Genomic DNA, 24,367 nt, shown 5'->3' with positions numbered 1-24,367 from the left:
TATACAACAAAGGGAAATAGATCTTTTTAAAGATCGTGCTGCACGTAAAGATTGTATGCAGTTTTCCTATTTATCTTTTCTTAAAAAAAGATTATTTTACGTATAATTAAATATTTCCTTTCTGCATATAGAAATAGAAATTCAACTCATATTTCTACTCATACTCATTTACCAACTAGATCCAGCACCGTGAAGATTCTTTGTTCCATACTGAAAAAAGAAAGAAAGATGGTTTTTAGATTATTAGATGAAACAGCAATTAGAAAAATCTAAAATGGGGTAAAAAATAAAACAGAACAGTACGATAATAAGCATATTCGATGGTATGTTTTGGACTAATATTTGTTATTCTATAACAATCTGTGAGCAGAGGGGAGGAAGTCATCCAATTGTTTTTTCAAGAGGTGTTGGATCAGCTGTCTGATATGTTGTTCATTGTGGAGATAGAAGAAAGAACCGTTTTGCGCTACGTCTTTGCTAACCAATCGGGCTGTAAACGATTAGGATTATCACCTAAACAAATAGCAGGAAAAACGATAGGAGAAGTTTTTCATGATCAACCGGAAAGGAAAGCTATGATCTCGGAACAATATAAAAGAGTCATTGAAAAAAGAGAATCAGTAATGTACCGGGATCAGTTTCCTGGGCCAGACGGCGAGACAGTGCATTCGGAAACCCGGCTGGATCCTTTGTTCAATGAAAGAGGAGAGCTTGCCCATATTGTCGCCGTCGTCCGGGATATCACGAAATCCGTTCGTCAGCAGGAAGAACTGATAAGGAAAAATGACCGGCTGCAAGAAGCAGAGCATCATTGGCAGTCATTAATCGAAAACAATACTGATGGCGTATTGTTTATAAACAAAGAGCGGGAATTAATTCACGTTAACCAGGTATTTCGAAATATGCTGGGGATCTCATCGGATCTGGAAGTGCGCGACCTGAGAGAAATAATGACTCAGGCGTTTGGACCAAAGGAACTGGAGAAAATCTACAGCCTGCGGCGGCTTGTTTTACAAGGCCGCTCACAGGAATATGAATCTTATTTTTTTCGACAAGACGGCTGCCAGATCGATCTGCAGGTAAAAGAGGTGCCTGTTATCATTAAGGGTGAAATACAGGGACTCTATGCATTTGTAAAGGACATTACGGAGCAAAAACGTGTTGAAAAAGAACTGCGTGAAAGTGAGGAACGGTATCGTTCGTTAGTTGACCATCATCAAGATGCGGTCTGGTCCCTTGATTTAGAAGGGAATTTTACAAGCGTAAATCCTGCTTTTGAAAAAATAATTGGAAGAAGTCTGGAGATTGCAGAAAAACCGAACTTAAGAGATTTTGAAGAAGAATTTGTTACCCCTTTTGAAGACGTTCTTCAACGCTACGAAGAAGCCAAGCAGGGCAAAAGCGTAGAATATAATGTATCCCTGTATCGTTTGAATAAAGAAGTTATTCATTTAAGCTTCACAAACGTCCCGATTTATGTAGAAGGAAAAATTATAGGGGTTTATGGAATTGGCAAAGATGTTACGGAAGAAGTGAACGCAAAAAAAGCGTTGCACGAAAGCGAAAAGCAGTACCGCTTAATTGCAGAAAATATGAATGACCTGATTGCCGTGTTTAATCTTGAGGGCATCATCACATATGCATCGCCTTCTTACCAGCCTGTTTTAGGCGTGAAGCCGGAAGAGTATGTGGGGCAGCCCGCTATTTCCCTTATTCATGAAGACGATCAGCCGGAAATTGTATCCCGGTTTGCAGAAGCCGTGGAGCATCAACGCCCTTATAAAGTCGAATTCAGGAAAAAAGGCCGCTTAGGAGAGTGGCTGTATTTTGAAACGGTCTGTATGCCGCTATGGAATGAACAAAACTTGTTAGAAGGCTTTGTCGGCATTTCCCGTAATATTAATGAACGGAAATATTACGAAGAAAAACTTGAGCACATGGCTTTTTATGACCCGCTAACCGACGTGCCGAACCGACGTTTATTCGAGAAACTAGCCAATCACGCTATGAAGGAAGCTGCACGGAGCAAGCAGAAGGCGAGCATCATGTATTTGGACTTGGATAAATTTAAATTTATCAACGATACACTTGGCCACGATGTAGGCGATGAACTGCTCATGCAATTTACAGACCGGCTGAAAGGCAGCTTGCGTAAAATGGATGTTCTGGCGCGAATGGGAGGCGATGAATTTACCGTTCTTCTGCCTAACACAGATAGGACCGCTGCCGAAGAGGTTGCGGGCAGGCTCCTGCAGGCGATTGGGCAGCCTTATCAGGTTAAAGGCCACCTATTCACAACAACATCCAGCATCGGAATTGCCTTTTATCCTCAGCACGGTCAAACGGTAGAAGAGCTGATCCAGCAGGCGGATGAAGCGATGTACAGGGCTAAACAGGGGGGAGGAAACGACTTTATATTAGCCGATTAATCTAAGGCTGGCTATGCTCCAGTTTATAGAAGGCTGCTATAACCGAAACAGAATTCATAGCAGCATCGGCTATCAGACACCTCAAGCCATCGAAGATCAAATTAGAAGACCAGCTTAAGACGTGTCCAAATTATTGACTCAAACCCATGCTGAAAAGGGCTAAAGCGGATAGACAGAAGAAGCAATATAAAAGCGGCCACCTGTAAGGGAGATGGCTAAAGCGTACAGATAATGCATTTCCATAATTAGATATATTATTGAAAAAATTTTAGTTTCATCCATCTTCCACCGTCTTAGCCTTATGTTTTTAAATTACCAAGCGTGCATCTAGCGCTGTAATTATTTTAAATCTTTTGCACGGTGAAAACATTTTAAAGGAAAAATTCGACAAGCTTTTATAAATTAATTTTGGTAGTATAGTAACAAGAAAAGATAGCAATAAAAGGTAGCTTCTAAAGTGAGGTGGCAGTGTATGCGGCTCGTTCAAAATGCAGAGATCCTTAAATACAGTCTGCTTCTGGGAGCAATTACGGCCCTATACAATATACTAACTAATTTGCATCCCTATTTAATCATATCCGCAACGATCGCAGCGGTTTTGATTGGCGGCTATATCGGTGCTGTGATCAGCAAAAACAAACAGCTTCTTGCAGAAAATAAAGCAAGGCAGGCAGAAATCCAGGAAAATCTTGACCAGTTAAAACAGTATCAAGAAGACTTAAATGCCATTTTCTACAACCACAGTTCATGGATCTGGTCAATAGATGTAGAAGATCAGATGATGAAAGTATCCACGGGTATTGAAAGAATGCTGGGATATGATGCGGAAGAGTTTGAAAAGGACTACGAATTTTGGATGAAAAAGACCTACCCGGCGGATATGGAACTTGTAAATAAGCATTATCAGCGCCTTTTGAATGGTACTCATTCGGAAGCCCAGTGGCGCATTTATCATAAGGACGGCACAATCATTTGGATCAAGGTGATGGGACATCCCATAAAAAATGAAAATGGGAAAGTGGTTCGGCTTTTAGGAGTGGCCAATGATTTGACGAAAGCCATTGAAATGGAAAAGCAGCTACAGCAAGTATCCCTTACCGATTCTTTAACAGGATTGCCAAATCGGCTATCTTTTAATAAACGAATGGAAGAATGGCTGAAAGCACAAACCGATAAAGACAATATGGCTATTCTTTATGTGAACATTGACCGGCTGAAAGTTATCAATGATATGCTTGGCTTTAAAGCAGGTGATCTTGTTCTTCAAATTATCGCACATCGGCTTCAGGATATTCTCCGGCCATCTGATTACATTGCCCGGTACGGCGGAGATGAATTTATTATCGCGCTGCCGTATACCGAAAAAACGAACGTGAAAACTTTTGTACACAACATGATGGCACAGCTGGCGCTCCCATTTGAACTAGAGAATCAAGAGATAGATGTAACGGTAAGTGCGGGTATAGTACTTTTTCCAGAGCACGGTACAACTTTAAATAGCTTGATGTCAAAAGCCGGTGTAGCCCTTCATCAGGCAAAGCAGCGGGGAAAAAATACAGTGCGGTTTTATGAGTTGGAAGACGAGGCGCTCGTGAAAAGAAAACTCTATATTGAACTGGCGTTAAAAAGGGCGATTGATGCAGATGAATTTGAACTTTATTATCAGCCTAAAATTGATTTATCAACAAAAGAAGTAGAGGGGGTAGAGGCTTTACTTCGATGGGAGCACCCTGCTCTTGGCTTCGTGTCTCCTGCAGAGTTTATCCCTATTGCAGAGGAGTCTGGCCAAATGCTTGCTATTGGAAAATGGGTGGTCCAGGAGGCTGTCAGCCAGGCTGGAAAATGGGAAGAGGAAGGGAAGCCCATTAAGGTTGCAATTAATGTATCAAACCTTCAATTTGAGGATCCCGATTTTCTCAATCACCTTCGCTATACACTCGAACAGCATGGACTTTCGCCGCATTTACTGGGTGTGGAACTGACAGAGAGTATGCTTCAAAATATACACACTATTTCACCTGTTTTGTTTGAACTACGGCAAATGGGTATCCACACTTATGTTGATGATTTTGGCACGGGTTATTCGTCATTAAGCATGCTGAAAACCCTGCCGATCGATTTCATTAAAATAGATAAATCCTTTATCGATGAAATCACTGATCATTCAGGTTATTCAACGCTTGTCAAAACGATTATTGATATGGGGAAAAGCTTGGGATTTGGCCTTGTAGCGGAAGGAATTGAAACCCAGAGGCAAGCGGATTTTCTCTTGAAGAATGGTTGTACGCTGGGACAAGGATACGTTTTTGCCAAACCGATGTCTGTCCAATCATTTGAGGAATTTTACAAGTCAAAGGAGCTTCTCATGTGAATGGGAGGCTTTTTTATTCGCCTTTGTTGCTTCCACTAAAAGGAGACATTATATTTTTTTACATTCGCGGTATAATAAAGGGATAATTGGAGGTGGATTACATGTGAGTACGTGCCATTGGAATGTTCCCCTTAATGCACGAGGATAAACAGATTGGGTCTATTCTTATTTATTCAACAGGACAAGATAAGTATATTTATCAAATTAATGTCCAGGATAAGGAAAACTCAAAATATCTACCGCCTTCACTCCGCATTACATTGGATAAACCAAAATACCGGAAAGAGAACAGTTACTAAAGGCACTTACGAGCAAGTGGGTGGCAGGAAGATTGTTTCCTCCAGATAGACAAAATGCCGACGATATCTTAAAGAGACTAGGTCTTCATCATTACGATCAAGTCGATATTCTCAAGAGAACAAAAGCAAAAACGGTATCTGATCGTTTTTGGATAAACTTTAACCATAAATTAAGTGATGATCATGAGACTCCGAATGCTATACGAGCGTAATTTAAAGTACGACACCCATCCACGATAGTCAGTATGGGCAGCTGATACAAAGCGAAGCTTTTCTTAGAATACAAGGGGATGTCCCTTGAATTGGAACGGGGTCTGGATTCTATTATAGAGGTAATGAATTTAGGCATACGATCTGGAGATTCTTTTAGAATAAGAACGGAAGGGGGAACCGCCATGGGAAGCTTATCGATCATGACAATTACTTGGTTCGGTGCGGCATCATTAGGGTTCGCGGTTATCGTGGCAATAGTCTCCTATGGTCGAGCCGATTCTTTATCAAACGTACGGTAATGAAGTTGAATATCAAAAAGCTGATTCCTAAGTAGAAGATTGTATTTTCTGGTAAACACATTATTTTTATCCCCTTGTAAGTATAAAAAATTATACAATATTTTAAAAAGAAGCAGCTTTCAAGAAATCTGAAAGCTGTTTTTTTTAGTATTCTGTACTGTCTCAAAAACAGTCATTTTTGTGACAGAGACTATATGGGGTAGCATCAGGAAAATGCGGATTTACAACGTTAAGGAAGTTACAACCCATTAAAAAAGCCGATTTTCTTGCGGAATTAACTTTTTTAATTTAGTCTTCTTCAGCTAAAGCCCCTGTTTCTTTAAATGCAACCATTCATAATCTGTAGACTTACATTAAACGTAGTTCTCTCTTAGTCGATTTATATCTACTCTAGGTGGAAATCCAAACATTCGGGAATATTCTCGACTGAATTGCGATTGACTTTCGTAGCCAACCTTAAATGCGACATTAGCTATATCTGTTGAATCGGCTAATAATAATCGCCTAGCTTCCTGTAATCTCAGTTGTTTTTGAAACTGAATAGGACTCATAGCCGTAACCTCTTTAAAATGTCGATGTAGCGATGAAGCACTCATATTCGCTATTTGGGTAAGCTCTTCAATTCGAAAAGGCTCTTCATAATTATTGACGATATGGTCTATAACCTCTCTTATTCTAGAGCCATTGCTACCTTCTAATGCCATTTGTTCAAGCGCTTCGCCATGCGGGCTTTGTAAAATCCAATAAATAATTTCTTTTTTAAATAATGGAGCAAGAACAGGGATATGTTTCGGGTTCTCTAACAAACTAGCTAATCTGAGTACCGCATCTAACAAAAGTGGTTCTACTTCGCTCACAAACATGGCTCGTTTCGCGTTCTTTCTCTGGTCAGACTGAATATCTGTTTCATTTAAAACTTCTAAAATTTGGCCCGAAGTAAATTCAAGTTTGAGGGCTAAATAAGGAGATTCTGTTGAGGCCTTGATCACTTGTCCTGTAACTGGTAAATCAACAGATGCCACAATATAATGACCGGCACCATACAAAAAGCGTTCCTCTCCCAATAATACCTCCTTCTCGCCTTGGAGGATAATGCAAAAAGATGGCTCGTTAACTCTTGAAATAGGTTCAGTAATAATAGATTCGCGGATGAGAAATAAACTTGGAATAGGGGTAGGGTGAACACCATCCTGATTTGAAAAGTGCTCAATGAGCCTGACAATTTCGCGTTGTTGTTTGGAGGTTTTCTCGGACATCACTTTTTCTCCTTTTTCTGCGTCTTCGATTCATTATACCTGATATTCATTGTTCGAGTAAGAGGGTCTGAAAGGATTAGGCAAAAACTTAGCAGTAATGTGATAAGGGTTTTTTCATTGTTTATGACATAATTAATTGTAAATAGGCCACGATAAACGTGGCTAACAATGAAAGAGAGGAAGAATCAAATGGAGTATGTGAAACTTGGTAATACAGGCCTAGACGTATCTCGATTTTGTCTTGGATGTATGGGTTTTGGGGACGCTGACAAATGGCTTCACCAATGGGTACTTAACGAAGAAGACTCTCGCCCTGTTATAAAAAAAGCACTTGAGTTAGGGATTAATTTTTTTGATACAGCAAATGTATACTCCCTTGGTACAAGTGAGGAATATCTTGGACGAGCTCTAAAGGATTATGCGAATCGTGACGAAGTTGTAATAGCAACTAAGGTACACGGACAAATGCATAAAGGTCCAAATGGTTCTGGTCTTTCCCGAAAAGCAATTATGAGTGAAATCGATAACAGTCTTAAGAGGCTGCAAACTGATTATGTAGACCTCTATATTATCCATCGCTGGGATTACAATACCCCTATTGAAGAAACGATGGAAGCATTGCATGACGTGGTGAAAGCCGGAAAAGCAAGATACATTGGTGCTTCTGCCATGTACGCTTGGCAGTTTCAAAAGGCATTACATGTGGCAGAAAAAAATGGTTGGACGAAGTTCGTGTCCATGCAGAACCATTTAAACCTAATCTACCGTGAAGAGGAACGAGAAATGCTGCCTCTTTGTAAAGAAGAGAAAATTGGGGTCACTCCATACAGTCCTCTTGCATCAGGAAGATTAACGCGTGACTGGTCAGTAACAACGCATCGTTCCGAGACAGATCAAATTCAAAAATCTAAATACGATGCGACTTCGGACGCTGATCGATTGGTTGTCGAGCGAGTAGCGTCCATCGCCGAAAAACACGGTGTCCCTCGCACACACATCGCGCTTGCCTGGTTATTACAGAAAGAGCCAGTAACAGCTCCTATTATCGGGGCTACGAAAATATCGCATCTTGAAGATGCTGTAGGTGCTTTATCAGTCAAGTTAACATCTGAAGAAATTGCATTCCTTGAAGAGCCATACCTACCGCATCCAATAGTTGGTCATAATTAATTGTTTTGATGATATACAAATAAACCCAATTTCCTACAAGGAAATTGGGTTTATTACATATTATGTGCAGAAATTTGTCCTTTTCTGAACACGATCGTCCGGTTCTCAAAAGGGTACTTTTTTGTTGCTTTTTTTGTATCAAAACTCTGTTCAATAATCTAATAGGTTTTAAGTTATGAGTACTAAAAAACCAAAAAGCTCATGATTACGCACGAAGTAGTGGTGAATCCAAAACAAAAGGAATGATCAAAAAAAGATTGCCTTACCTCTAGCCAGATTAGACTAGAGTGGGCAATCTTTTTTATGTTTAGCAAAGCCAATAATCATCTATTTTTTAAAAAGACCGTAACCGGTAATAGCGAATCCTACCCAGCTCTTAGTACTTCTCCAAAAAGACTTTAGATCATTGAATAGGGTTTAAATATGAGTAGCGTTATTCTTACCCACTTTAATTAGTCAACTTGCTCGCCAAACTTTTTACCGTACTCTTCCATTAAGTCAATAATAGGGATAAGTTCTTTTCCTTTTGAGGTTAATGAATATTCGACACGAGGAGGAACCTCTGGATAAACCTTGCGACTTATTAAGCCATCTGCTTCTAGTTCTCGAAGCTGTTTTGTAAGTGAACCTTGTGAAATATCCCATAAAAAAGCTTTGATTTCACTGTAACGACGCTCTGTCGGCTTTAAAAACCAAAGAATGAGATATTTCCAACGTCCGGAAAGTATGTTCTGGGTATAGGCAATGCCATATACTTCTCTCTGTTCCTTTATACACTCTTTGTCAAATCCATCCTTACATATTTTAGACACCTTTTCACCTGCTTTCTACTGTTAAGTACAAAAAAATGTACTACAGCAATTTTTATTGCCTTCTTCAAATAAAAGAGAATTGGTTATATTCTAGTCCATATAACAAAAATATTCAATACAACAAGTCAACAAGCTAGTAAATGAAAAACCTGAACATTTCATTGTGAAACATCTGATACGGCTGGTTTGATAATGGAATGGGAAAAATATTTCAATGCTTTACAGCGTTGATTTTGAAAAAGGAGTTGTTTCTCATGGACAAAAAAGTACGAGCAGGTATTATAGGCGGATCAATTAATAACGGATGGGCTAGAGGAACACATATTCCAGCAATGGAGCAGCTGAATGAGCTTGAACTCACAGCAGTTGGGACCAGCAATATGGAGAGTGCCAAGCAAAGCGCTGATGCCTTTAAGGCAACTCATGCTTTTGATAAAGTGGAAGATTTGGCTCAACATCCCGATGTGGATATGGTAGTCGTCAGCATCAACGTAAAGGAACATTATGATGCAGTAAAAGCGATTGTTCCTGCCGGAAAACCGATTTATTGTGAATGGCCTCTGGGCTCAAACACCGCTGAAGCGCTTGAAATGCAGGAATGGGTAGAGTCCCGGCAATTGCCAAATGCGATTGGATTGCAGGCCAGACAGGCTCCAGCCATCAATTATGTGAAAGATTTATTGGCGGAAGGCTATGTTGGAAAAGTTTTGTCAGCCAACTTAAAGATCTCTATTGATGGAATGGGTGGAGTGGCTGACAAGGCTACTGCGTACTTATTTGATCGGAAGGTAGGGGGGAACTTGCTTACTATTGTAGGCGGACATAATCTTGACGCCTTTACCTACATGCTTGGAGAGTTTAAAGAACTTTCCGCCGTCACAGCGCAACAATTCCCTGAAGTCGAATTGGTGGATATCCAAAAAGTCATTGAAAAAACGACAGATGATCAAATACTGATTACAGGAAAATTAACCAACGGTGCAGCAGCCAGCATTCATATACAAGGGGGAGTTAAGCACCAAACAGGGCTTACTCTTGAAATTTTCGGAGACAAGGGCACGATTGTACTCAATGCGCCTGCTTCCATTCAATTTGGATCACACCAATTACGGGGTGCAGGCCCTACTGATAAAGAGCTTCATGAATTAACAATCCCAGATGCTTATTACTGGGTACCAGATTCCCTTAAAAACGATGCAGGGTTTGTTCTGAATGTCGCTCAGGCGCACAGTAAGTTTGCTAAAGACATACAAGAAGGAACATCCATCACACCTAGTTTTGCGGATGCGGTAAAACTTCATCAGCTTCTTGATGCAGTGGAAAAAGCGGCACAAACCGGTGAACGCCAGTATTTATAAAACCTCTTAGGATTTATGCGATGAAATGACTGCTATTTTTGGAAGGGGCGGTCATTTCCTTTTATGAAAGGAAAAATCAGTACAACTGTAGCGAGAGGACAGGTATGAGTTCATGCGCGGATTTATGCTGAGTTTTATTCAAAAGGAGTACAGTCAATGATTTCAACAATGAATGAACAAAATGTAAGATTATCGATATTAGATTTCGTTCACGTTTACAAGCATACCAATCCTATGGAGAGTCTTAACAATATGACAGAGGTTGTTAGGTTAGCCGATCAATTGGGTTACACCAGATACTGGTTTACTGAGCATCACAATACTACTAGTCAAATCAGTACATCTCCTGATTTATTAAGTGTACATGCAGCTTCACACACGAAAAATATACGGGTAGGTGCTGGAGGGATTATGTTACCTAACCATAGCCCACTTAAAGTTGTAGAGAACTTTACACTTCTTGAAGCGCTGCATCCTAGAAGGGTAGATCTTGGAATAGGGAGGGCATCGGGAACAGATGGAGTGACTGCGTTAGCCTTACAACGTTCACATGAGAGGGCGACTGCAAATGATTTTCCCGACCAGCTAAACGAACTCCTTAGTTTTTTTTCTCGGAAGTTCCCAATGGATCATCCCTTTGGGGAGATTTCACCTCCAGGTGATGAAACACTCGTGCCTGATATTTACATGTTAGGCTCCAGTCAAGGCGGCGTACGGTTTGCAACAGAAAAAGGGCTTGGTTTCGTATTTGCAGCCCACTTGGCACCTGAATTAGCTATTCCAGTTCTTCGTTTTTATAAAAATAATTTTAGTCCTTCTGCCTATATGAAGGAACCAAAAAGTATTCTGGCTATCGGTGTTATTGCAGCAGAAACAGAGGAAGAGGCAAAATATTTGGCAGGGCCATTGGAATTAATGTGGGCAAGAATGGCAACAGGTTCGAGTGATCTTTCATTTCCAACACTGGAAGAAGCCAGTAAGTATGTTTATACACCACAGGAAGAGGCAGCACGGCAATATAATAAAGAACGTTTTGTTATTGGAAGTGCAGCCAATGCTGCTGAAAAGTTAAAGCGAATAGCAAAAGAAGCTTTAGTAAATGAAATTATGATAGCAGATTTTTACCCTGACCAAGCAAGCCGACTAAAGGGACATCAGTTACTGGCGGAAAAATTTGATCTTAGAGCTAAATAGCTAACAAGACTAGAATGAAAAGAAGGCGAAACTAATGAAAGAGAAAAAACAACTTAAAATTGGTGGAATTATAGATGGAGTAGGCTGGAATTACATGGGCTGGCGTCACCCAGATATGCCAGCTAATGCCAGTGAGAGCATTGATTACTATGTACAAAAAGCTAAAAGGTTAGAAGAAGGAAAGTTTGACATGATCTTTTTAGCTGACGTCAGCCATATTGGACCGGGGATGATTCCTCATTATCTCAGTATGTTTGAAGGTGTAAGTATTCTGTCTGCCTTAAGCATGGTGACTCATTCTATTGGGCTTACTGCAACAATTGCAACTTCCTATGCGGATCCATTCACTGTTGCCCGTCAGATGGCTTCTCTTGATAAAATCAGTAATGGCCGGGCAGGATGGAATGCTGTCACTTCTAATCCAGGAGGATTAGCAAATTATAGCCGCACCCATCTTTCTAAATCAGACTTGTATCCAATGAAAAAAGAATTTTTAGAGGTTGTGAAAGGTCTTTGGGACTCCTATGAGGATGACGCTTTTATACGGGATAAAAAAACCGGAGTATTCTTTGATCCACGAAAAATGCACACTCTAAACTATGGAGGAAACTATTTTTCCGTGGAGGGTCCGTTAAATATTAGCCGTTCTAGACAAGGAAGACCGGTTATTTTCCAAGCCGGCACTTCTCCGGATTTCATGAATATTGCCTCGAAGCATGCTGAGGGTGCATTGGTTAATGGGGAAGATATAGAGTATGCGAAAGCATTCAGTCAAGAACTAAAGAGAAGGGTGAAATTAGAAGGTCGTTCACCTAATGATTTTCTAATCATGCCTACCCAAAATCCTATTGTAGGACGGACAGAAAAAGAAGCAGAGGAAAAATTTCAAGAGCTGCAGTCACTAATGCCTAACTATCGAATACCAAAGCTGAAATTTTTTGGTTCGGCAGAAAAAGTAGCAGATCAAATTCATCACTGGTACGAGGCAGGTGCGATGGATCTATTGCTGCTAAGACAGGAGCACCCTTCAGGATTTGATGACTTTATTGATTTAGTCGTTCCTATTTTACAAGAAAAGGGAATCTTTCGTAAGAAATATGAATCAAACACTTTACGTGGCAATTTGGGTTTACCTTATCCGGAAAATAGATATTCAATTTAAAAAACCATCTTTAAACAATTTAGACATCTTTAACCTCTTTCCCAATGTTAGGTACAAAAAATAGTACTAGGGCAATTAAAATTTCCCTCTTCCATAATAAGAGTAATGATTTTATTATTGTCTATGCAAATATATTTATTATTTACAAATAGCTCTAATTCAGCTGATGGAGTGACTATATCCAGGATCATCTTCAAAGAAGCATTAAACATCAAATGCTGGACTATTTAAACAAGCAAGGATACGCAAAAAAAATTAGCAAGGAAGAGGAATAAGTACTTGTGAGAAGGGTTCTATCCTATTGGTGGATCTATACTTTTGACCTTCGATCTGGATGAATTCAGCCCGATATAATGGGAATAGGCCCTTAAGCTAAGTTGACACCTGAATTTCACCGTGATATAGTTAGTCCGCTAAATATATTTTGACTAGCGGAGGTTTATCTATGAACGATAAGGTTGGATGCGATATTCGTGAGTCGTTAGATAAAATTTCATCCCAAATGCGTCGAGATTACAGCGAAAGTCTAAGAGAACTTAATCTTCATGTAGGCCAGGATAAACTACTCGCTCGTTTGTGGTTAGGTGATGGAATAACACAAATGCAGCTATGTGAACATTTAAAATGCGAGCCGCCTACGGTAACAAATATGGTTAAATCCCTGGAGCAAAATGGGTTCATATACCGTAAACGTGATGAACAAGATGCAAGGGTTATGCGGATTTTTCTAACAGACAAAGGCAAAGAATTAAAGAAACCGGTTGATTTCAAATGGAAGCAGCAGCAAGAAAAATTACTGCATTCCATTTCACCGGAAGATCTCTTACTATTAAGGCAACTAATGAATCAGATGGAGAAAAACTTATTTTAAGTTTTCTCTAAGTTTATAATTAGTATGCTAAATAATTATTTAGTACCATAAATATTAAATACTTCTATATCGTTTATTTACTAAGAGAAAGGTTATGGGAATCCAATGAAGACGGTGTGTCCAGCCGAAACAATGATAGCAGTATGGCTAAAACGCATTTGCTTCATTTTTGCAGGACCGCGGTTTGTTCCACAGAGAATATGAAGGACAAACATTGCGTGAGAATATGGAAGTTCCTTATCAATACGGAAGTGCTAAATATTAAAATAATTAATAGAGGAGAGGATTCAAATGAATAATACCCTTGAAGTGCTTCATAATCACACATCCATTCGGTCTTTCACAGATCAACCACTGACAGAGGAACAACGGGAGGCGATCTTTAAGGCAGCTAATCAAACTTCGTCTTTCAGCCTTCTACAGGCCGTTTCCATCATTAGAATTACAGATCCAGATCTTCGAAAAAAAGTGATGCAGCTCTCTGCCAATCAGCCTTATATTGAAGAAGCAGCAGAGTTTTGGATTTTTTGTGCAGATTTTAACCGGAATCATCAAATTGCCCCGGATGTTGACCTTGAATATATTGAGTTTCTTTTAATCGGTTCATTCGATGCTGGGCTAATGGCTCAAAATGCTTTAACTGCAGCTGAATCAATGGGACTTGGTGGTGTATATATCGGTGGAGTAAGACTTAATATTACAGAATTAACTGAGGTATTAAATTTACCAAAGTATGTGGTTCCTTTAGTTGGTCTATGCATAGGACATCCTGCTGGAGAGAAACCTGGACTAAAACCACGTTTACCTCAATCGATGGTCATGTTTGATAATCAGTACCAGCCACTCGATGAAGAAAAATTAGCAGCTTATGACCAACAGATGCGTGAATATTATCAAGATCGTCCTGTTAAAGCGCCTTTCACAGTGAAGAAAGTAAAGGGATGGAAAGATCATATTGAGGATCATCTTGAAAGAAGCAAACAGCCCTTCATGCTTGAGTATTTAAACAAACAAGGATTTGCTAAAAAATAAACGGTTATTACTTAAATTGATTTACAAGGAGATATAGAAATGAAGAAGCAATACAATACGCGTGCCATCTTGGTATCGCTGCTTATCTGCGGTTTTGTCGGCATGTTCAGCGAGACCGCTCTAAACATAGCAATGACTAATTTAATGGACGTGTTCCAAATTTCAGCCGCAACCGCACAGTGGTTAACAACCGGTTTCCTGCTGACTCTTGGTATTTTAATGCCGATGAGCGGGCTGCTGCTGCAGAGGTTTACAACGAGACAGCTGTTCACAGGTTCGCTCGTAAGCTTAATTCTAGGTACATTGATCGCGGCGCTCGCGTTCAATTTTGAAATGCTGATGTTCGCTCGCGTTTTACAGGCGGCAGGCATGGGATTGTTGCTGCCGCTCATGTTCAATACGATTCTTGTCATATACCCGCCGGAAAAGCGGGGGGCGGCGATGGGCTTCGTTGGACTTGTGATCATGTTTGCGCCAGCAACCGGCCCGACCATAGGCGGTCTATTAATCGAGTATTTAACATGGCATTATATCTTCTGGTTCTCGCTGCCGTTCCTGGTTATTGGGTTGTTGATAGGGCTGAAGTATTTGGAAAATGTCACCGATGTCACGAAGCCCCGGATAGATCTGCTGTCTATCGTATTGTCAACGATCGGCTTTGGAGGAGTTGTCTTCGGCTTCAGTAAGGCAGGCGAAGGATCTGAAGGCTGGAGCAGTGCAGTTGTGGTCACTTCAATCGTCGTTGGGCTCATCGCGCTGGTGCTGTTCATACTGCGGCAGAACGTTATGCGCGATCCGATGATGAATCTGAGCGTTTTCAAGTACCCAATGTACGTCGTTGGGCTGCTCCTGGTACTGTCATGTATGTTGATCATTATGTCGAGCATGATTATCCTGCCGATGTTTCTGCAGACGGGTGCAGGACTGTCTGTGTTCACTACTGGACTCATGCTTTTGCCGGGCAGCGCGCTGAACGGGATCCTCTCCCCGCGTATGGGGCGCTTGTTCGATAAATATGGGCCGAAATGGCTCGTTATTCCCGGACTCGTGATCGTTGCAGTCATGTTATGGTTCTTTACTACCCTATCTCCTGCTTCATCAGTGGCCTTTATCGTGGCTTTGCATATCGGGCTCATGGTGGGGGTAGGCATGATATGGATGCCTGCTCAAACAAACGGGCTCAATCAATTGCCGCCGGAGTTATACCCGCACGGCACGGCAGTCATGAACACACTGCAGCAGGTCGTAGGCGCGATTGGAACAGCGGTCGCAATCAGTATCCTTACGGGCGGTATGGAGAAATACTTGCACGGCTCCTCCGCTCCGGCCAAACAGGCCGAAATGGCAAACGCGATGACGGCTGGATCACAAAACGTGTTTCTGTTCACGATGATCATAGCACTGATTGGCGTGGTCATAGCGCTCTTCATCCGCCGCGTCGTAGTCAGCCGCGAGGCGGTACATTCGACACATTGATGGCCCTGAGATTACTCCGTTAATGAAAAAGAGAATGTTTACCTCATTGAAGTTAACGACAATGAGTACACTCTTCTTACACAAAAAGGAATGTATTCAAATTAAAAACAGCCAAGAAGATGCTTGGCTGTAAGATACTATTTTTTTATTAGATTGTATTTCTAGTTTGACCAAATCGAAATAAGAATATAAGGAACAATGGGAGAGGGATTATAAAATTCTTCTCCTATTTTCGTTAATTAAATTAAATAGTCTTCTTCATTCCACAGTGGCGGCATTCACGAAGAAAAACCATGTTTTTAATGGAGCTCTTAAAATGAGCATTTCCGCAATGGTCGCAACAGCCACTTTTAATATCAGGATATTCTCGAATGTTATAGATTACACTTAGATCAATTTCCTGCCTGACAATATTATCTGGGATGCACGGGAAGCTAATATTATCGGCATCACGGATAAGCGTACAGGCAAAATTGTATGGCAGATTGGACCTGACTATTCAACACCTGAACTCGAGCATCGGGGATGGATTATCGGACAGCATCACGCCCATATCATTCCGCAAGGCCTGCCAGGCGAAGGCAATGTATTGGTGTTTGATAATGGCGGATGGGTTCCGCGTGCCGAATGCTGCACCGGGAGGAACGGATTCAGTCATTGAAATAAAAGGGGCACAATCGGTTGGTGAGGGAGCTCTATGCGTGGCACGGTACGATGAAACGCTGGAAAAGCAGAATAACTGATACTGGAGGAACAGCAATGAAACGATTAAACGGACTGCTGGTTTTTAGTTTGGTATTATCCCTGTTTTTAGCGGGCTGCTCCAACAATAGTGCAACAGGTGCAGAAGGTGAAGAGACAGCAAAAATACGTATTGGGATTGATACAGCAGCAGGCGGATCCTTGCAGATCCGCGCTGCAAATGCAGAGGGCTATTTTAAAGACCATCAAATTGATCCGTCCCTTTCCAACTTTGCATACGGGATTGATACGATCAATGCATTATTAACAGAACAAACAGATACGGGCCTGGCAGCTGACTATGCATTGCTGAACTCATTAAACCGGGGGGACTTAGTCGTTATATCATCATTAACGCATAGCACACCGGAAACGATCAAACAGTCAGAAATTTTAGCAGTAAAAGGCATTGATGAGCCGTCACAGTTAAAAGGAAAAAAATTGGCGTGGCAAAGGAAACCGTCTTTGAATACCACTGGGCGAAATATTTCGAACATTTAGGCATTAAAGAAGATGAAAGTGCGCGGTTTTTTCTCAGGGAGAAAGACCGCTTTTGTTATATGCTGACTCACAAAGCAGCCCTAATCATCCATACACTGCTTCTACTTAGTTAAGCAGAGACATACAGTAAAAAAATGTACCGGGAAATGTGAAAAATTGCTTCCACAGCTGCAGGGAGACCTGAAGAAGACACAAATTGTAGTCTTTTATTTTTTAGGAGGGGAAAAATGAAAAACTATAGCTATATCTCACATTTAGAGTGCCCAAAATGCGATGGAGTATATGAGGAAAAAAAGGTACAACAATTATGTAAGTGTGGTTCACCATTATTAGTGCGCTATGATTTAGAGAAAGTGAAAGCAAACGTGTCACGTGAAGAGATTGCAAATCGTCCAAATAGCTTATGGAGATATCATGAGTTACTGCCTGTTCATGAAAAGGAGAATGTTGTAACACTTGGTGAAGGAATGACGCCACTTGAAAAGTTCCCAACGTTAGGAGCAGAATATGGATTAAAACACTTATACATAAAAGATGAAGGTGTAATTCCAACGGGTTCTTTTAAAACACGGGGTGCGAGTGTTGGTATTTCAAAGGCAAAAGAACTGGGTGTAAAACATTTAGCTATGCCAACAAACGGTAATGCAGGTGCGGCTTGGGCGCTGTATGCGGCAAAAGCAAATATCAAAGCTACAATTGTCATGCCTTTAGATGCACCGCAAATTACACGTAAAGAAGTATACATTGCCGGTGGAGACTTGCATCTTATCAACGGTTTGATCAGTGATGCAGGAAAGGTTGTTGGCCATTTAGTACAGAACCATGGCGTATACGACGCTTCTACACTTAAAGAGCCGTATCGTATTGAAGGTAAAAAGACAATGGGCTATGAGATTGTCGAACAATTTGGATGGAAGGTTCCAGATGTTATTTTGTACCCAACAGGCGGAGGAGTAGGCATCATTGGAATTTATAAAGCCATTCTTGAACTGCAGCAATTGGGCTGGATCGAAGACGGGAAACTTCCTCGTTTAGTAGCTGTTCAAGCAGAAGGCTGTGCGCCAATTGTAGAAGCTTGGAAAAAAGGCGAAAAAGAATCCAAATTCTTTGAAGACTCAGCAACTTGCGCATTTGGCATTAATGTCCCTAAAGCATTGGGGGATTTCTTAGTTCTTGAAGGGATTTATGGAACAGAAGGTTGTGCAATTGCCATTTCAGATGAGGAGTTATTGAAAGCGCAAAAACAAGTAGCTTCGTTAGAAGGAAACTTTGTCTGCCCAGAAGGAGCCGCAACCTTTGCTGCAGCTAGAATCCTGCGTGAACAAGGATGGATCCAGGCAGACGCGCATGTTGTATGCCTTAACACGGGCTCAGGCCTCAAATATCCGGAAACAGTTGAAATCGAAGGTGTAGAAACACTTCAGCCGGGACAGGAAATATAACCTTCGGAAGATGATTACGAGAAAAAGAATTTACCTTGTCATCATCAAATGCAAGAGGGGCCATGCCTAATTACATGAATCCCGTTCTTTATAGTATTCATCAACTGCAAAGGAAAACAATGATAGAGGAGTGTTTAAAATGTGCCTAAGCGTGCGAAGAATGTATAACGACTTTCCTGCAGAGACAGATGTTCAAGTAAAAAAACGGCATCCAAACACTGCAGGAATGCGTTCAAGTTTGCTGGCAGGCCGCCTCTTTTTTGGTCCGCAGCAGCCAGTTTGTTCAACAAAACTGTAAACTTTACGCCGCCATTTGCGAAGCTTGCGTAGAAGAGTTCAACGATACTTGCTGCCATGAATGTGCACAAGAGGTTCACCTAAAAGGAATGTATGTTTTGCTTAGTAACAAACGAAAAAAAGGGGCCCCGCCCATTGTGAAGCAATTTGAAGGAGTCTTCTGGCCTGTAATGCTATCAAAAAGTTAGTAATCACAAGTATACTTTTGTATAGGTATACTTGTGTTAATATAAAATACTCTCAATATGATAATGGAGCCTTAATAAAATAAGATTTTTATCATTCCTAGCGAGGATACCCTCTTCTTTATCCCGCTAAGTAACCGGCAGGTGAACTTCTCCATTAAGATCTTTGATTTAGGTGGAGAGGTTCATATAGTATAGTGTTTGTTAGCATACTGGTACGTATTTGGAGGGGAAACATATGGAATGGTCAAAAGGGGAGTTTATTGTAAGTAATGAGGTTTCATTAATGAATTTAGATACTGTTTCATATTTGCTTTCATCAACATATTGGGCTGCGAAAAGAACTAAAGAAACCATTGAAACAAGCATCCATAATTCAATTTCTTTTGGCGTGTATCATAATAGCAAACAAATCGGTTTTGCCAGGGTAGTGACCGATAAAGCAGTGTTCTCCTGGGTGCTGGATGTGGTGATTGATGAAAGATACAGAAAAAACGGGTTAGGCCAATGGCTGATGGAATGTATATTAGAACATCCAGAAATTAAAAATACCAAGTTTTCACTTGCTACTTCAGACGCTCACGGTTTTTATAAAAAATTTAACTTTAAAGAAAATCAGTGTATGACAAGAGTATAAGAAAGCATGCAAAGTGAATAAATGAAGTGATTAAAACTTAAAATGAGAAGTCTAAATGACTGTAAAAAAGCAGCCCACACAGCGGGCTGCTTTTTTTTGTATTCAGGGACCGTCGTATGTATGTATAAGTATACAAAAAGAAAAAAGCGACATGAGCTGCCTAAAACAATTCGCAAGAAACAAAAGAGAAAAAGAGCTTTTAACGGGTTCTTACTGCCCGGCTAGATGGCTTATACCATAACTTTAAAGAGCATTGTGATGACTTGTGCCTTCCTATGAGGGAAGCTGTGTGGCTCCAGATAGAATGTGAAACCATCCTTAACGAAAAGCGGCAGAAACTTTTTCAGCCTGCTTGAGGGAATACACTAAGGATGAAGATGTAAGTTACTATGAATACAAAACCTGTCATCAAACATACAGCTAAAAGCAAGGTGAACACAAAGTTATTGAATCTAAAACATGATCACAAAAGGCCCATGGCTATCCCAGTATTCAACATAATACATTATGTGTAAAATTCAAATTAAAAATTAATATAAACATCGTTAAAATTATGAATACAAGGATGCAAAAAAGTTGCTAAAAACCTGTTTAAATTGCCGCAAAATACGTTATTTTAGTGGGTGCAAGAAAACAATTTTGATCTTTCACCAAACTTTCACTCTTGAAGAGTAAAGTAGCATTTGTACCAGAGAGGTACACACAAGCAAAATGAAAATTTTTAGGAGGAATTTACATATGAAAATAAAGAATAAATTATTTGGACTAGCAATGGCAGGAATGATTGGACTGAGCTCTTTAGGTACGGTTTCCGCTTATGCTGCCATAGACACAACAACAAGCACAGCAGCTGTCCAAGAAGAAACAGCGAAAAATACAAAGGCAACCTTAGATGCAGCCGCTCAAGAAAAAGTGCAGGCAATTATGGATAAACTGACAACTGGATTACAAGACCTTGGCGTTGCATTGCCAGAAAAAGGGGATAAAGCAGACTTATTTACGGATCTAGATGCGGATACAAAAGTGAAAGCAGAAGCGATTATGGATAAAGTAAAAGCTGGCACAATTACATTTGAAGAAGCACAAACTCAGCTGAAAGAACTTGGTGTGACGCTTCCAGAGAGAGCGGAAAAAGACAACGATCAAGTAGCAGACCTATTAGCAGGGCTTGATGCTGATGCAAAAGCGAAAGCGCAGGATTTGATTGATCAGGCAGAAGAACAACTAGCGGAGTATGGTATTAATCACCTTCCGCTGCATGGACTGAACCAATCAGCTAAAGCAGAGTAAGCCACTATTTTCCATTTGCTTCACTATTCTTTTAAAACGCTGTAATACTCATTACGGCGTCTCAGCTTGTAGACATAGCCTTCAATTTGAAGACGCAGACTCTAGTAGACAAAGTAGTTCTCAACTCTCTGATTTGAGACCGCTTTGTCTTTTTTAAGCGGTTAGCCGATTAGACGTCCCTGTTTAAGCTGGCTGTTCTGGTTTTCACGACCAGCAGGCCAGCTTTTTAAAGTCCATTATATAAAAAAAGCCTGTAAACATTGCCTTCAAAATGAAGGCTTTGTTTACAAGCTGAAGCATAAAGTCCGCTTTTTTTGTTATTTTGATAGAAGAGATTGTGCTTCATCCAGAGCCATTTTGTTGCCGACCGCGGAGTAATCCAGCCACGGCTGTTCCTTAATCACGAAAATCTGGCCCTGCTTAACTGCTTTAAGTCCCTGCCAGATGGCGCTTTTTTGAATTTCTTTGAATGACTGCTGTGCATCATCTTCTGCATCGACAACGACAAAAATCGTATCGGCATCAAAGTCTGGCAACACTTCCTGAGAAATAACCTCGTACGGTTCATTTGAATTAAGTTCTTCAATCCCTTTAGCAGGTGTTAAGCCAAGATCGTCAAACAAAATCGGTCCAAGTGGACGGGCTGTTGTAAAAACACGAAGCTCTTTTGCATTGATACGAATGGCCATCGCTGTGCCTGACTGAATGGTGTCCGGCAGTTCAGCTTTGACTTGCTGCGCCTTTTGGTCGTATTCCTGAATAAATGTGCTTGCTTCCTTTTCACGGTCGAGCAGCTTGCCAAGCTGGGTTAAATGGTCGCGCCATGTGCCTTGGTCAAGGTCAATGACTTCGACAGGCGCAATGTCTTCATACTTGCTGAGGTCCTGGCCGGCAAATTCTTTATCAACGAGAATTAAGTCGGGTTCTAATGCAAGCAGTGCTTCCATGTTGACATCTTTTGCTTCACCAAGTTTTTCTGTTCCTTTCAGCTGATCGGCTACGTGGGGAAGAAAGTCTCCTACTTTGCCGCCGACAACAGAGCCAGCTGGCTGAATGCCAAAGGCTAATAGGTTATTCGTTACGTGAATAGACAAGGAAGCAATTTTTTGCCCGTTTTCTTGCGATTCTGCTGATTCACCAGATTCCTTGCTTCCACAAGCGGCAAGCAATAAGGTAAGGCACATACATAAGCAGAAGAATGTTATTTTTTTCATTACGTAAGCTCCTATCATGAATGAGTAGATTTTCTAAATACATATAAAAAATAGGGGGCACCGAGCGCTGCAGTCACGATGCCGGCCGGAATGCCAGCTGGCGCAAACAATGACCGGCCGATCGTATCAGCTGCCATTAAAATCAGCATGCCAACCAAGCCGGAGAGCGGCAGTACATACTGATGAAGCGGCCCGGCAATCCGGCGGGCAATTTGTGGAGCGGCGAGTCCAATAAAACCAATCCCTCCAGCCATGGAAACACTCGCACTCGACAGAGCAACGGCGCAAAGCAGCAGGCCGGCCCGCTGTTTGGCCACATTAACACCAAGCCCGGCTGCCGGCGCTTCACCAAGCGACAGCATATTTAATGTGCCTGCATGGAAAAACGAATACGGTACCAAAACGAGCAGCCACGGCAGCAATGCTATTACGTGTATCCATTCCCGTCCCCATATATTTCCTGCCAGCCAATAAGCCGCAAAAGAATACACTTCTTCATCAAGGCGAAGCGACAGCACAAGTGTCAGGGCACTAAAACCCGCTGCGAGCGCGATGCCGTTTAACAACAAGCGCTGCGGCAGAAAGCCGGCCTTGCGGTCAAAAGAAAAAACAGTAATCAACCCTGCTGCGCAAAGTCCACCGATAAAAGTAAAAAGCGGAATGAAAATGGTAAAGCTGCCTTCAAGCGTACCAAAAAAACGCAAAAAGAGAATCAGCCCGAAAGCGGCTCCGGCGTGAATGCCAATCACCCCGGGGTCTGCCAGCGCATTGCGTGATAAGCCCTGCAGCAGGCATCCGGCAATTCCTAGACCGACTCCGGCCAGCATCGCAATTAATAGCCGGGGAAGCCGGTAATCGAACAGCACGATGGAGTCACGGGGTGAACCGAGTCCAAGGGCAGTTTTTAGCACTTCAACAGGACTGAGGCGAATTGTTCCGGTATTTAAGCTGATAAACAGCACACACAGGCATAACAGTAATAAAACAAGCGCGGCTGTTCCAGCTTTTTTCTGGCGTGTCTTCATGATTCGCCCCTCCTTTGTCGGCGGGAGAGGAACAAAAAGAAGGGTACGCCCAAGAGAGCAACCATCGCACTGACCGCCAGCTCACGAGGCGGGTTTACCATACGGGCCCCGTAATCAGCCAGCACAAGTAAGATCGAGCCTCCCAAGGCGCTGATCGGAATAATAAACCGATAGTCAACGCCAACTAGTTTACGGGCAATGTGGGGAACGATCAGCCCGATAAACCCGATTGAGCCGGCTGCTGAAACCGATGTGCCCGCCAGAAGAACGGCGATTCCGATCGCAGCCAGGCGGATCAGCGGCACGTTTCCGCCAAGTCCAGCTGCGGTTTCTTCTCCAAGAGAGAGCAGTGTAAGCGGCCGGGCAAAAGAGAGAGACAGTAAAACAGCGGACAGTATAATCGGTGCCAGGTATGTAAGATGCCCCCATCTAATGCCCGCGGTGCCACCTGCAAACCAAAAAGCAAGGTCCTGACTTAAGTCAAAGTAAATCGCAATTCCTGAGCTGAGTGAGCTGAACAGAGCAGCTAAAATGGCCCCGGCGACCGTCAGGCGAATCGGCGTGATGCCGCCCGGTGCACCAGAGGCAATGAAAAAAATGCATAGTGCACTGATGACCGATCCGAAAAAGCAAAACACAATCAACAGAGAATACGGTATGCCGGGGAAAAGAGCAAAACAAAGAGCTGTCATAAGAGATGCGCCAGCATTGATCCCTAAAATACCCGGGTCCGCCAAATCATTCCGGGTAACCGCCTGCATTAAAGCGCCGGAAACGGCCAGGGCACAGCCGACAAGCGCAGCGCCAAGCACGCGGGGAAGGCGAAGCTCATGAACAATTTGATGGGACGTTAGCTCTGCATTGAAATGAAAAACAGCGGCCCAGACGGTGGACAGGTTAAGTTCTTTCGCTCCCGAAGAAATAGCGGCGAACAGTGACACTCCCAATAAACAAGTTCCCGCCAAAAAAATGATAATAAATAAGGTGTACCGGTTTTTCATCAAAAGAGAACAAGCACCTTTCTAACTGCTATTGATAATCACTTTCAATTAAGTATAATAATAGGAGAAAAGAGCGTCAATGTACGATTTTT

At 41.7% G+C, this 24,367-nt stretch carries 22 protein-coding genes and 1 pseudogene; 16 read left to right on the top strand and 7 right to left on the bottom strand.

The genetic code is table 11. The features are described 5' to 3' along the window. The first annotated feature begins 389 nt into the window (after positions 1 to 389). Complete coding sequence (locus tag RG959_RS13525; protein WP_342797547.1) at positions 390 to 2,429, top strand: PAS domain S-box protein; 2,040 nt, start codon at positions 390 to 392, stop codon at positions 2,427 to 2,429. Between the two features lie 472 nt (positions 2,430 to 2,901). Then, positions 2,902 to 4,800, top strand: a complete 1,899-nt coding sequence (locus tag RG959_RS13520; RefSeq protein ID WP_342797546.1) for a putative bifunctional diguanylate cyclase/phosphodiesterase — start codon at positions 2,902 to 2,904, stop codon at positions 4,798 to 4,800. A gap of 1,164 nt (positions 4,801 to 5,964) precedes the next feature. Here the strand turns inward: RG959_RS13520 and RG959_RS13515 are convergent. Next, a complete protein-coding gene (locus RG959_RS13515; protein WP_342797545.1) occupies positions 5,965 to 6,867 on the bottom strand; it encodes an AraC family transcriptional regulator in 903 nt (300 codons plus the stop codon). Positions 6,868 to 7,056: 189 nt separating this feature from the next. Between RG959_RS13515 and RG959_RS13510 the strand changes: the two genes are divergently transcribed. Continuing rightward, positions 7,057 to 8,037 carry an aldo/keto reductase gene (locus RG959_RS13510; protein ID WP_342797544.1) on the top strand — a complete coding sequence of 327 codons (981 nt, stop codon included), beginning with the start codon at positions 7,057 to 7,059 and terminating at the stop codon, positions 8,035 to 8,037. A 452-nt stretch (positions 8,038 to 8,489) separates the two neighbouring features. Here RG959_RS13510 and RG959_RS13505 read toward each other — a convergent pair whose 3' ends face one another. Then, positions 8,490 to 8,849, bottom strand: coding sequence for a winged helix-turn-helix transcriptional regulator (locus RG959_RS13505; protein WP_342797543.1), 360 nt, complete (start codon positions 8,847 to 8,849; stop codon positions 8,490 to 8,492). A gap of 254 nt (positions 8,850 to 9,103) precedes the next feature. On the opposite strand from RG959_RS13505, the gene RG959_RS13500 reads away from it, so the two are divergent. The 6 genes from RG959_RS13500 (at position 9,104) to RG959_RS13475 (ending at position 15,942) form a co-directional block, all read left to right on the top strand. Continuing rightward, a complete protein-coding gene (locus tag RG959_RS13500) occupies positions 9,104 to 10,207 on the top strand; it encodes a Gfo/Idh/MocA family protein (RefSeq protein WP_342797542.1) in 1,104 nt (367 codons plus the stop codon). A 156-nt stretch (positions 10,208 to 10,363) separates the two neighbouring features. Then, a complete protein-coding gene (locus RG959_RS13495) occupies positions 10,364 to 11,401 on the top strand; it encodes an LLM class flavin-dependent oxidoreductase (RefSeq protein WP_342797541.1) in 1,038 nt (345 codons plus the stop codon). A 34-nt stretch (positions 11,402 to 11,435) separates the two neighbouring features. Beyond that, positions 11,436 to 12,563 carry an NtaA/DmoA family FMN-dependent monooxygenase gene (locus RG959_RS13490; protein ID WP_342797540.1) on the top strand — a complete coding sequence of 376 codons (1,128 nt, stop codon included), beginning with the start codon at positions 11,436 to 11,438 and terminating at the stop codon, positions 12,561 to 12,563. 445 nt (positions 12,564 to 13,008) lie between these two features. After that, positions 13,009 to 13,434, top strand: coding sequence for a MarR family winged helix-turn-helix transcriptional regulator (locus tag RG959_RS13485; protein ID WP_342797539.1), 426 nt, complete (start codon positions 13,009 to 13,011; stop codon positions 13,432 to 13,434). Positions 13,435 to 13,725: 291 nt separating this feature from the next. Then, a complete protein-coding gene (gene nfsA / locus RG959_RS13480) occupies positions 13,726 to 14,466 on the top strand; it encodes an oxygen-insensitive NADPH nitroreductase (RefSeq protein WP_342797538.1) in 741 nt (246 codons plus the stop codon). A 15-nt stretch (positions 14,467 to 14,481) separates the two neighbouring features. Continuing rightward, positions 14,482 to 15,942, top strand: coding sequence for a DHA2 family efflux MFS transporter permease subunit (locus tag RG959_RS13475; RefSeq protein ID WP_483298886.1), 1,461 nt, complete (start codon positions 14,482 to 14,484; stop codon positions 15,940 to 15,942). Positions 15,943 to 16,186: 244 nt separating this feature from the next. Here the strand turns inward: RG959_RS13475 and RG959_RS13470 are convergent, their stop codons facing one another. Beyond that, complete coding sequence (locus RG959_RS13470; RefSeq protein ID WP_342797557.1) at positions 16,187 to 16,366, bottom strand: DUF8096 family protein; 180 nt, start codon at positions 16,364 to 16,366, stop codon at positions 16,187 to 16,189. Between RG959_RS13470 and RG959_RS25605 the strand changes: the two are divergent. From RG959_RS25605 to RG959_RS13455, 4 genes and pseudogenes are all read left to right on the top strand, one after another. Next, positions 16,340 to 16,555, top strand: a pseudogene (locus RG959_RS25605) (thioredoxin); the annotation flags it as partial. The gene RG959_RS13470 and the pseudogene RG959_RS25605 overlap by 27 nt on opposite strands. Further along, entirely contained in the window at positions 16,527 to 16,685 is a 159-nt protein-coding gene (locus tag RG959_RS25600) for a hypothetical protein (protein ID WP_483298885.1), read from the top strand. The pseudogene RG959_RS25605 and the gene RG959_RS25600, both read left to right, overlap by 29 nt. A gap of 16 nt (positions 16,686 to 16,701) precedes the next feature. Beyond that, positions 16,702 to 17,184, top strand: a complete 483-nt coding sequence (locus RG959_RS13460; protein WP_342797536.1) for an ABC transporter substrate-binding protein — start codon at positions 16,702 to 16,704, stop codon at positions 17,182 to 17,184. A gap of 227 nt (positions 17,185 to 17,411) precedes the next feature. Then, positions 17,412 to 18,626 (top strand): threonine synthase, encoded by a 1,215-nt coding sequence (locus RG959_RS13455; RefSeq protein ID WP_342797535.1) that lies wholly within the window; start codon positions 17,412 to 17,414, stop codon positions 18,624 to 18,626. A 134-nt stretch (positions 18,627 to 18,760) separates the two neighbouring features. Here RG959_RS13455 and RG959_RS13450 read toward each other — a convergent pair whose 3' ends face one another. Further along, positions 18,761 to 18,994 carry a hypothetical protein gene (locus RG959_RS13450; RefSeq protein ID WP_342797534.1) on the bottom strand — a complete coding sequence of 78 codons (234 nt, stop codon included), beginning with the start codon at positions 18,992 to 18,994 and terminating at the stop codon, positions 18,761 to 18,763. On the opposite strand from RG959_RS13450, the gene RG959_RS25595 reads away from it, so the two are divergent. From RG959_RS25595 to RG959_RS13440, 3 genes are all read left to right on the top strand, one after another. Beyond that, positions 18,887 to 19,111, top strand: a complete 225-nt coding sequence (locus RG959_RS25595) for a hypothetical protein (RefSeq protein WP_483298884.1) — start codon at positions 18,887 to 18,889, stop codon at positions 19,109 to 19,111. The two genes, RG959_RS13450 and RG959_RS25595, sit on opposite strands and share 108 nt — an antisense overlap. Positions 19,112 to 19,346: 235 nt before the next feature. Beyond that, complete coding sequence (locus RG959_RS13445; protein WP_342797533.1) at positions 19,347 to 19,745, top strand: GNAT family N-acetyltransferase; 399 nt, start codon at positions 19,347 to 19,349, stop codon at positions 19,743 to 19,745. 738 nt (positions 19,746 to 20,483) lie between these two features. Continuing rightward, positions 20,484 to 21,035 (top strand): hypothetical protein, encoded by a 552-nt coding sequence (locus RG959_RS13440; protein ID WP_342797532.1) that lies wholly within the window; start codon positions 20,484 to 20,486, stop codon positions 21,033 to 21,035. A 317-nt stretch (positions 21,036 to 21,352) separates the two neighbouring features. Here RG959_RS13440 and RG959_RS13435 read toward each other — a convergent pair whose 3' ends face one another. Genes RG959_RS13435 through RG959_RS13425 form a run of 3 tightly spaced genes read right to left on the bottom strand, consistent with a single transcriptional unit; the run spans position 21,353 to position 24,275 of the window. Continuing rightward, the gene (locus tag RG959_RS13435) at positions 21,353 to 22,249 is read right to left on the bottom strand and encodes an ABC transporter substrate-binding protein (RefSeq protein WP_342797531.1); all 897 of its coding nucleotides are present in this window, start codon (positions 22,247 to 22,249) and stop codon (positions 21,353 to 21,355) included. A gap of 14 nt (positions 22,250 to 22,263) precedes the next feature. Continuing rightward, positions 22,264 to 23,274, bottom strand: coding sequence for a FecCD family ABC transporter permease (locus RG959_RS13430; RefSeq protein WP_342797530.1), 1,011 nt, complete (start codon positions 23,272 to 23,274; stop codon positions 22,264 to 22,266). Beyond that, a complete protein-coding gene (locus tag RG959_RS13425) occupies positions 23,271 to 24,275 on the bottom strand; it encodes a FecCD family ABC transporter permease (RefSeq protein ID WP_342797529.1) in 1,005 nt (334 codons plus the stop codon). The genes RG959_RS13430 and RG959_RS13425 overlap by 4 nt, the downstream gene beginning before the upstream one ends. Between the last annotated feature and the right edge of the window lie 92 nt (positions 24,276 to 24,367).

It is taken from the genome of Domibacillus sp. 8LH (assembly GCF_038806185.1).
Classification (GTDB): Bacteria; Bacillota; Bacilli; order Bacillales; family Domibacillaceae; genus Domibacillus; species Domibacillus indicus_A.
This window is presented reverse-complemented; position numbering and strand designations above follow the sequence as displayed.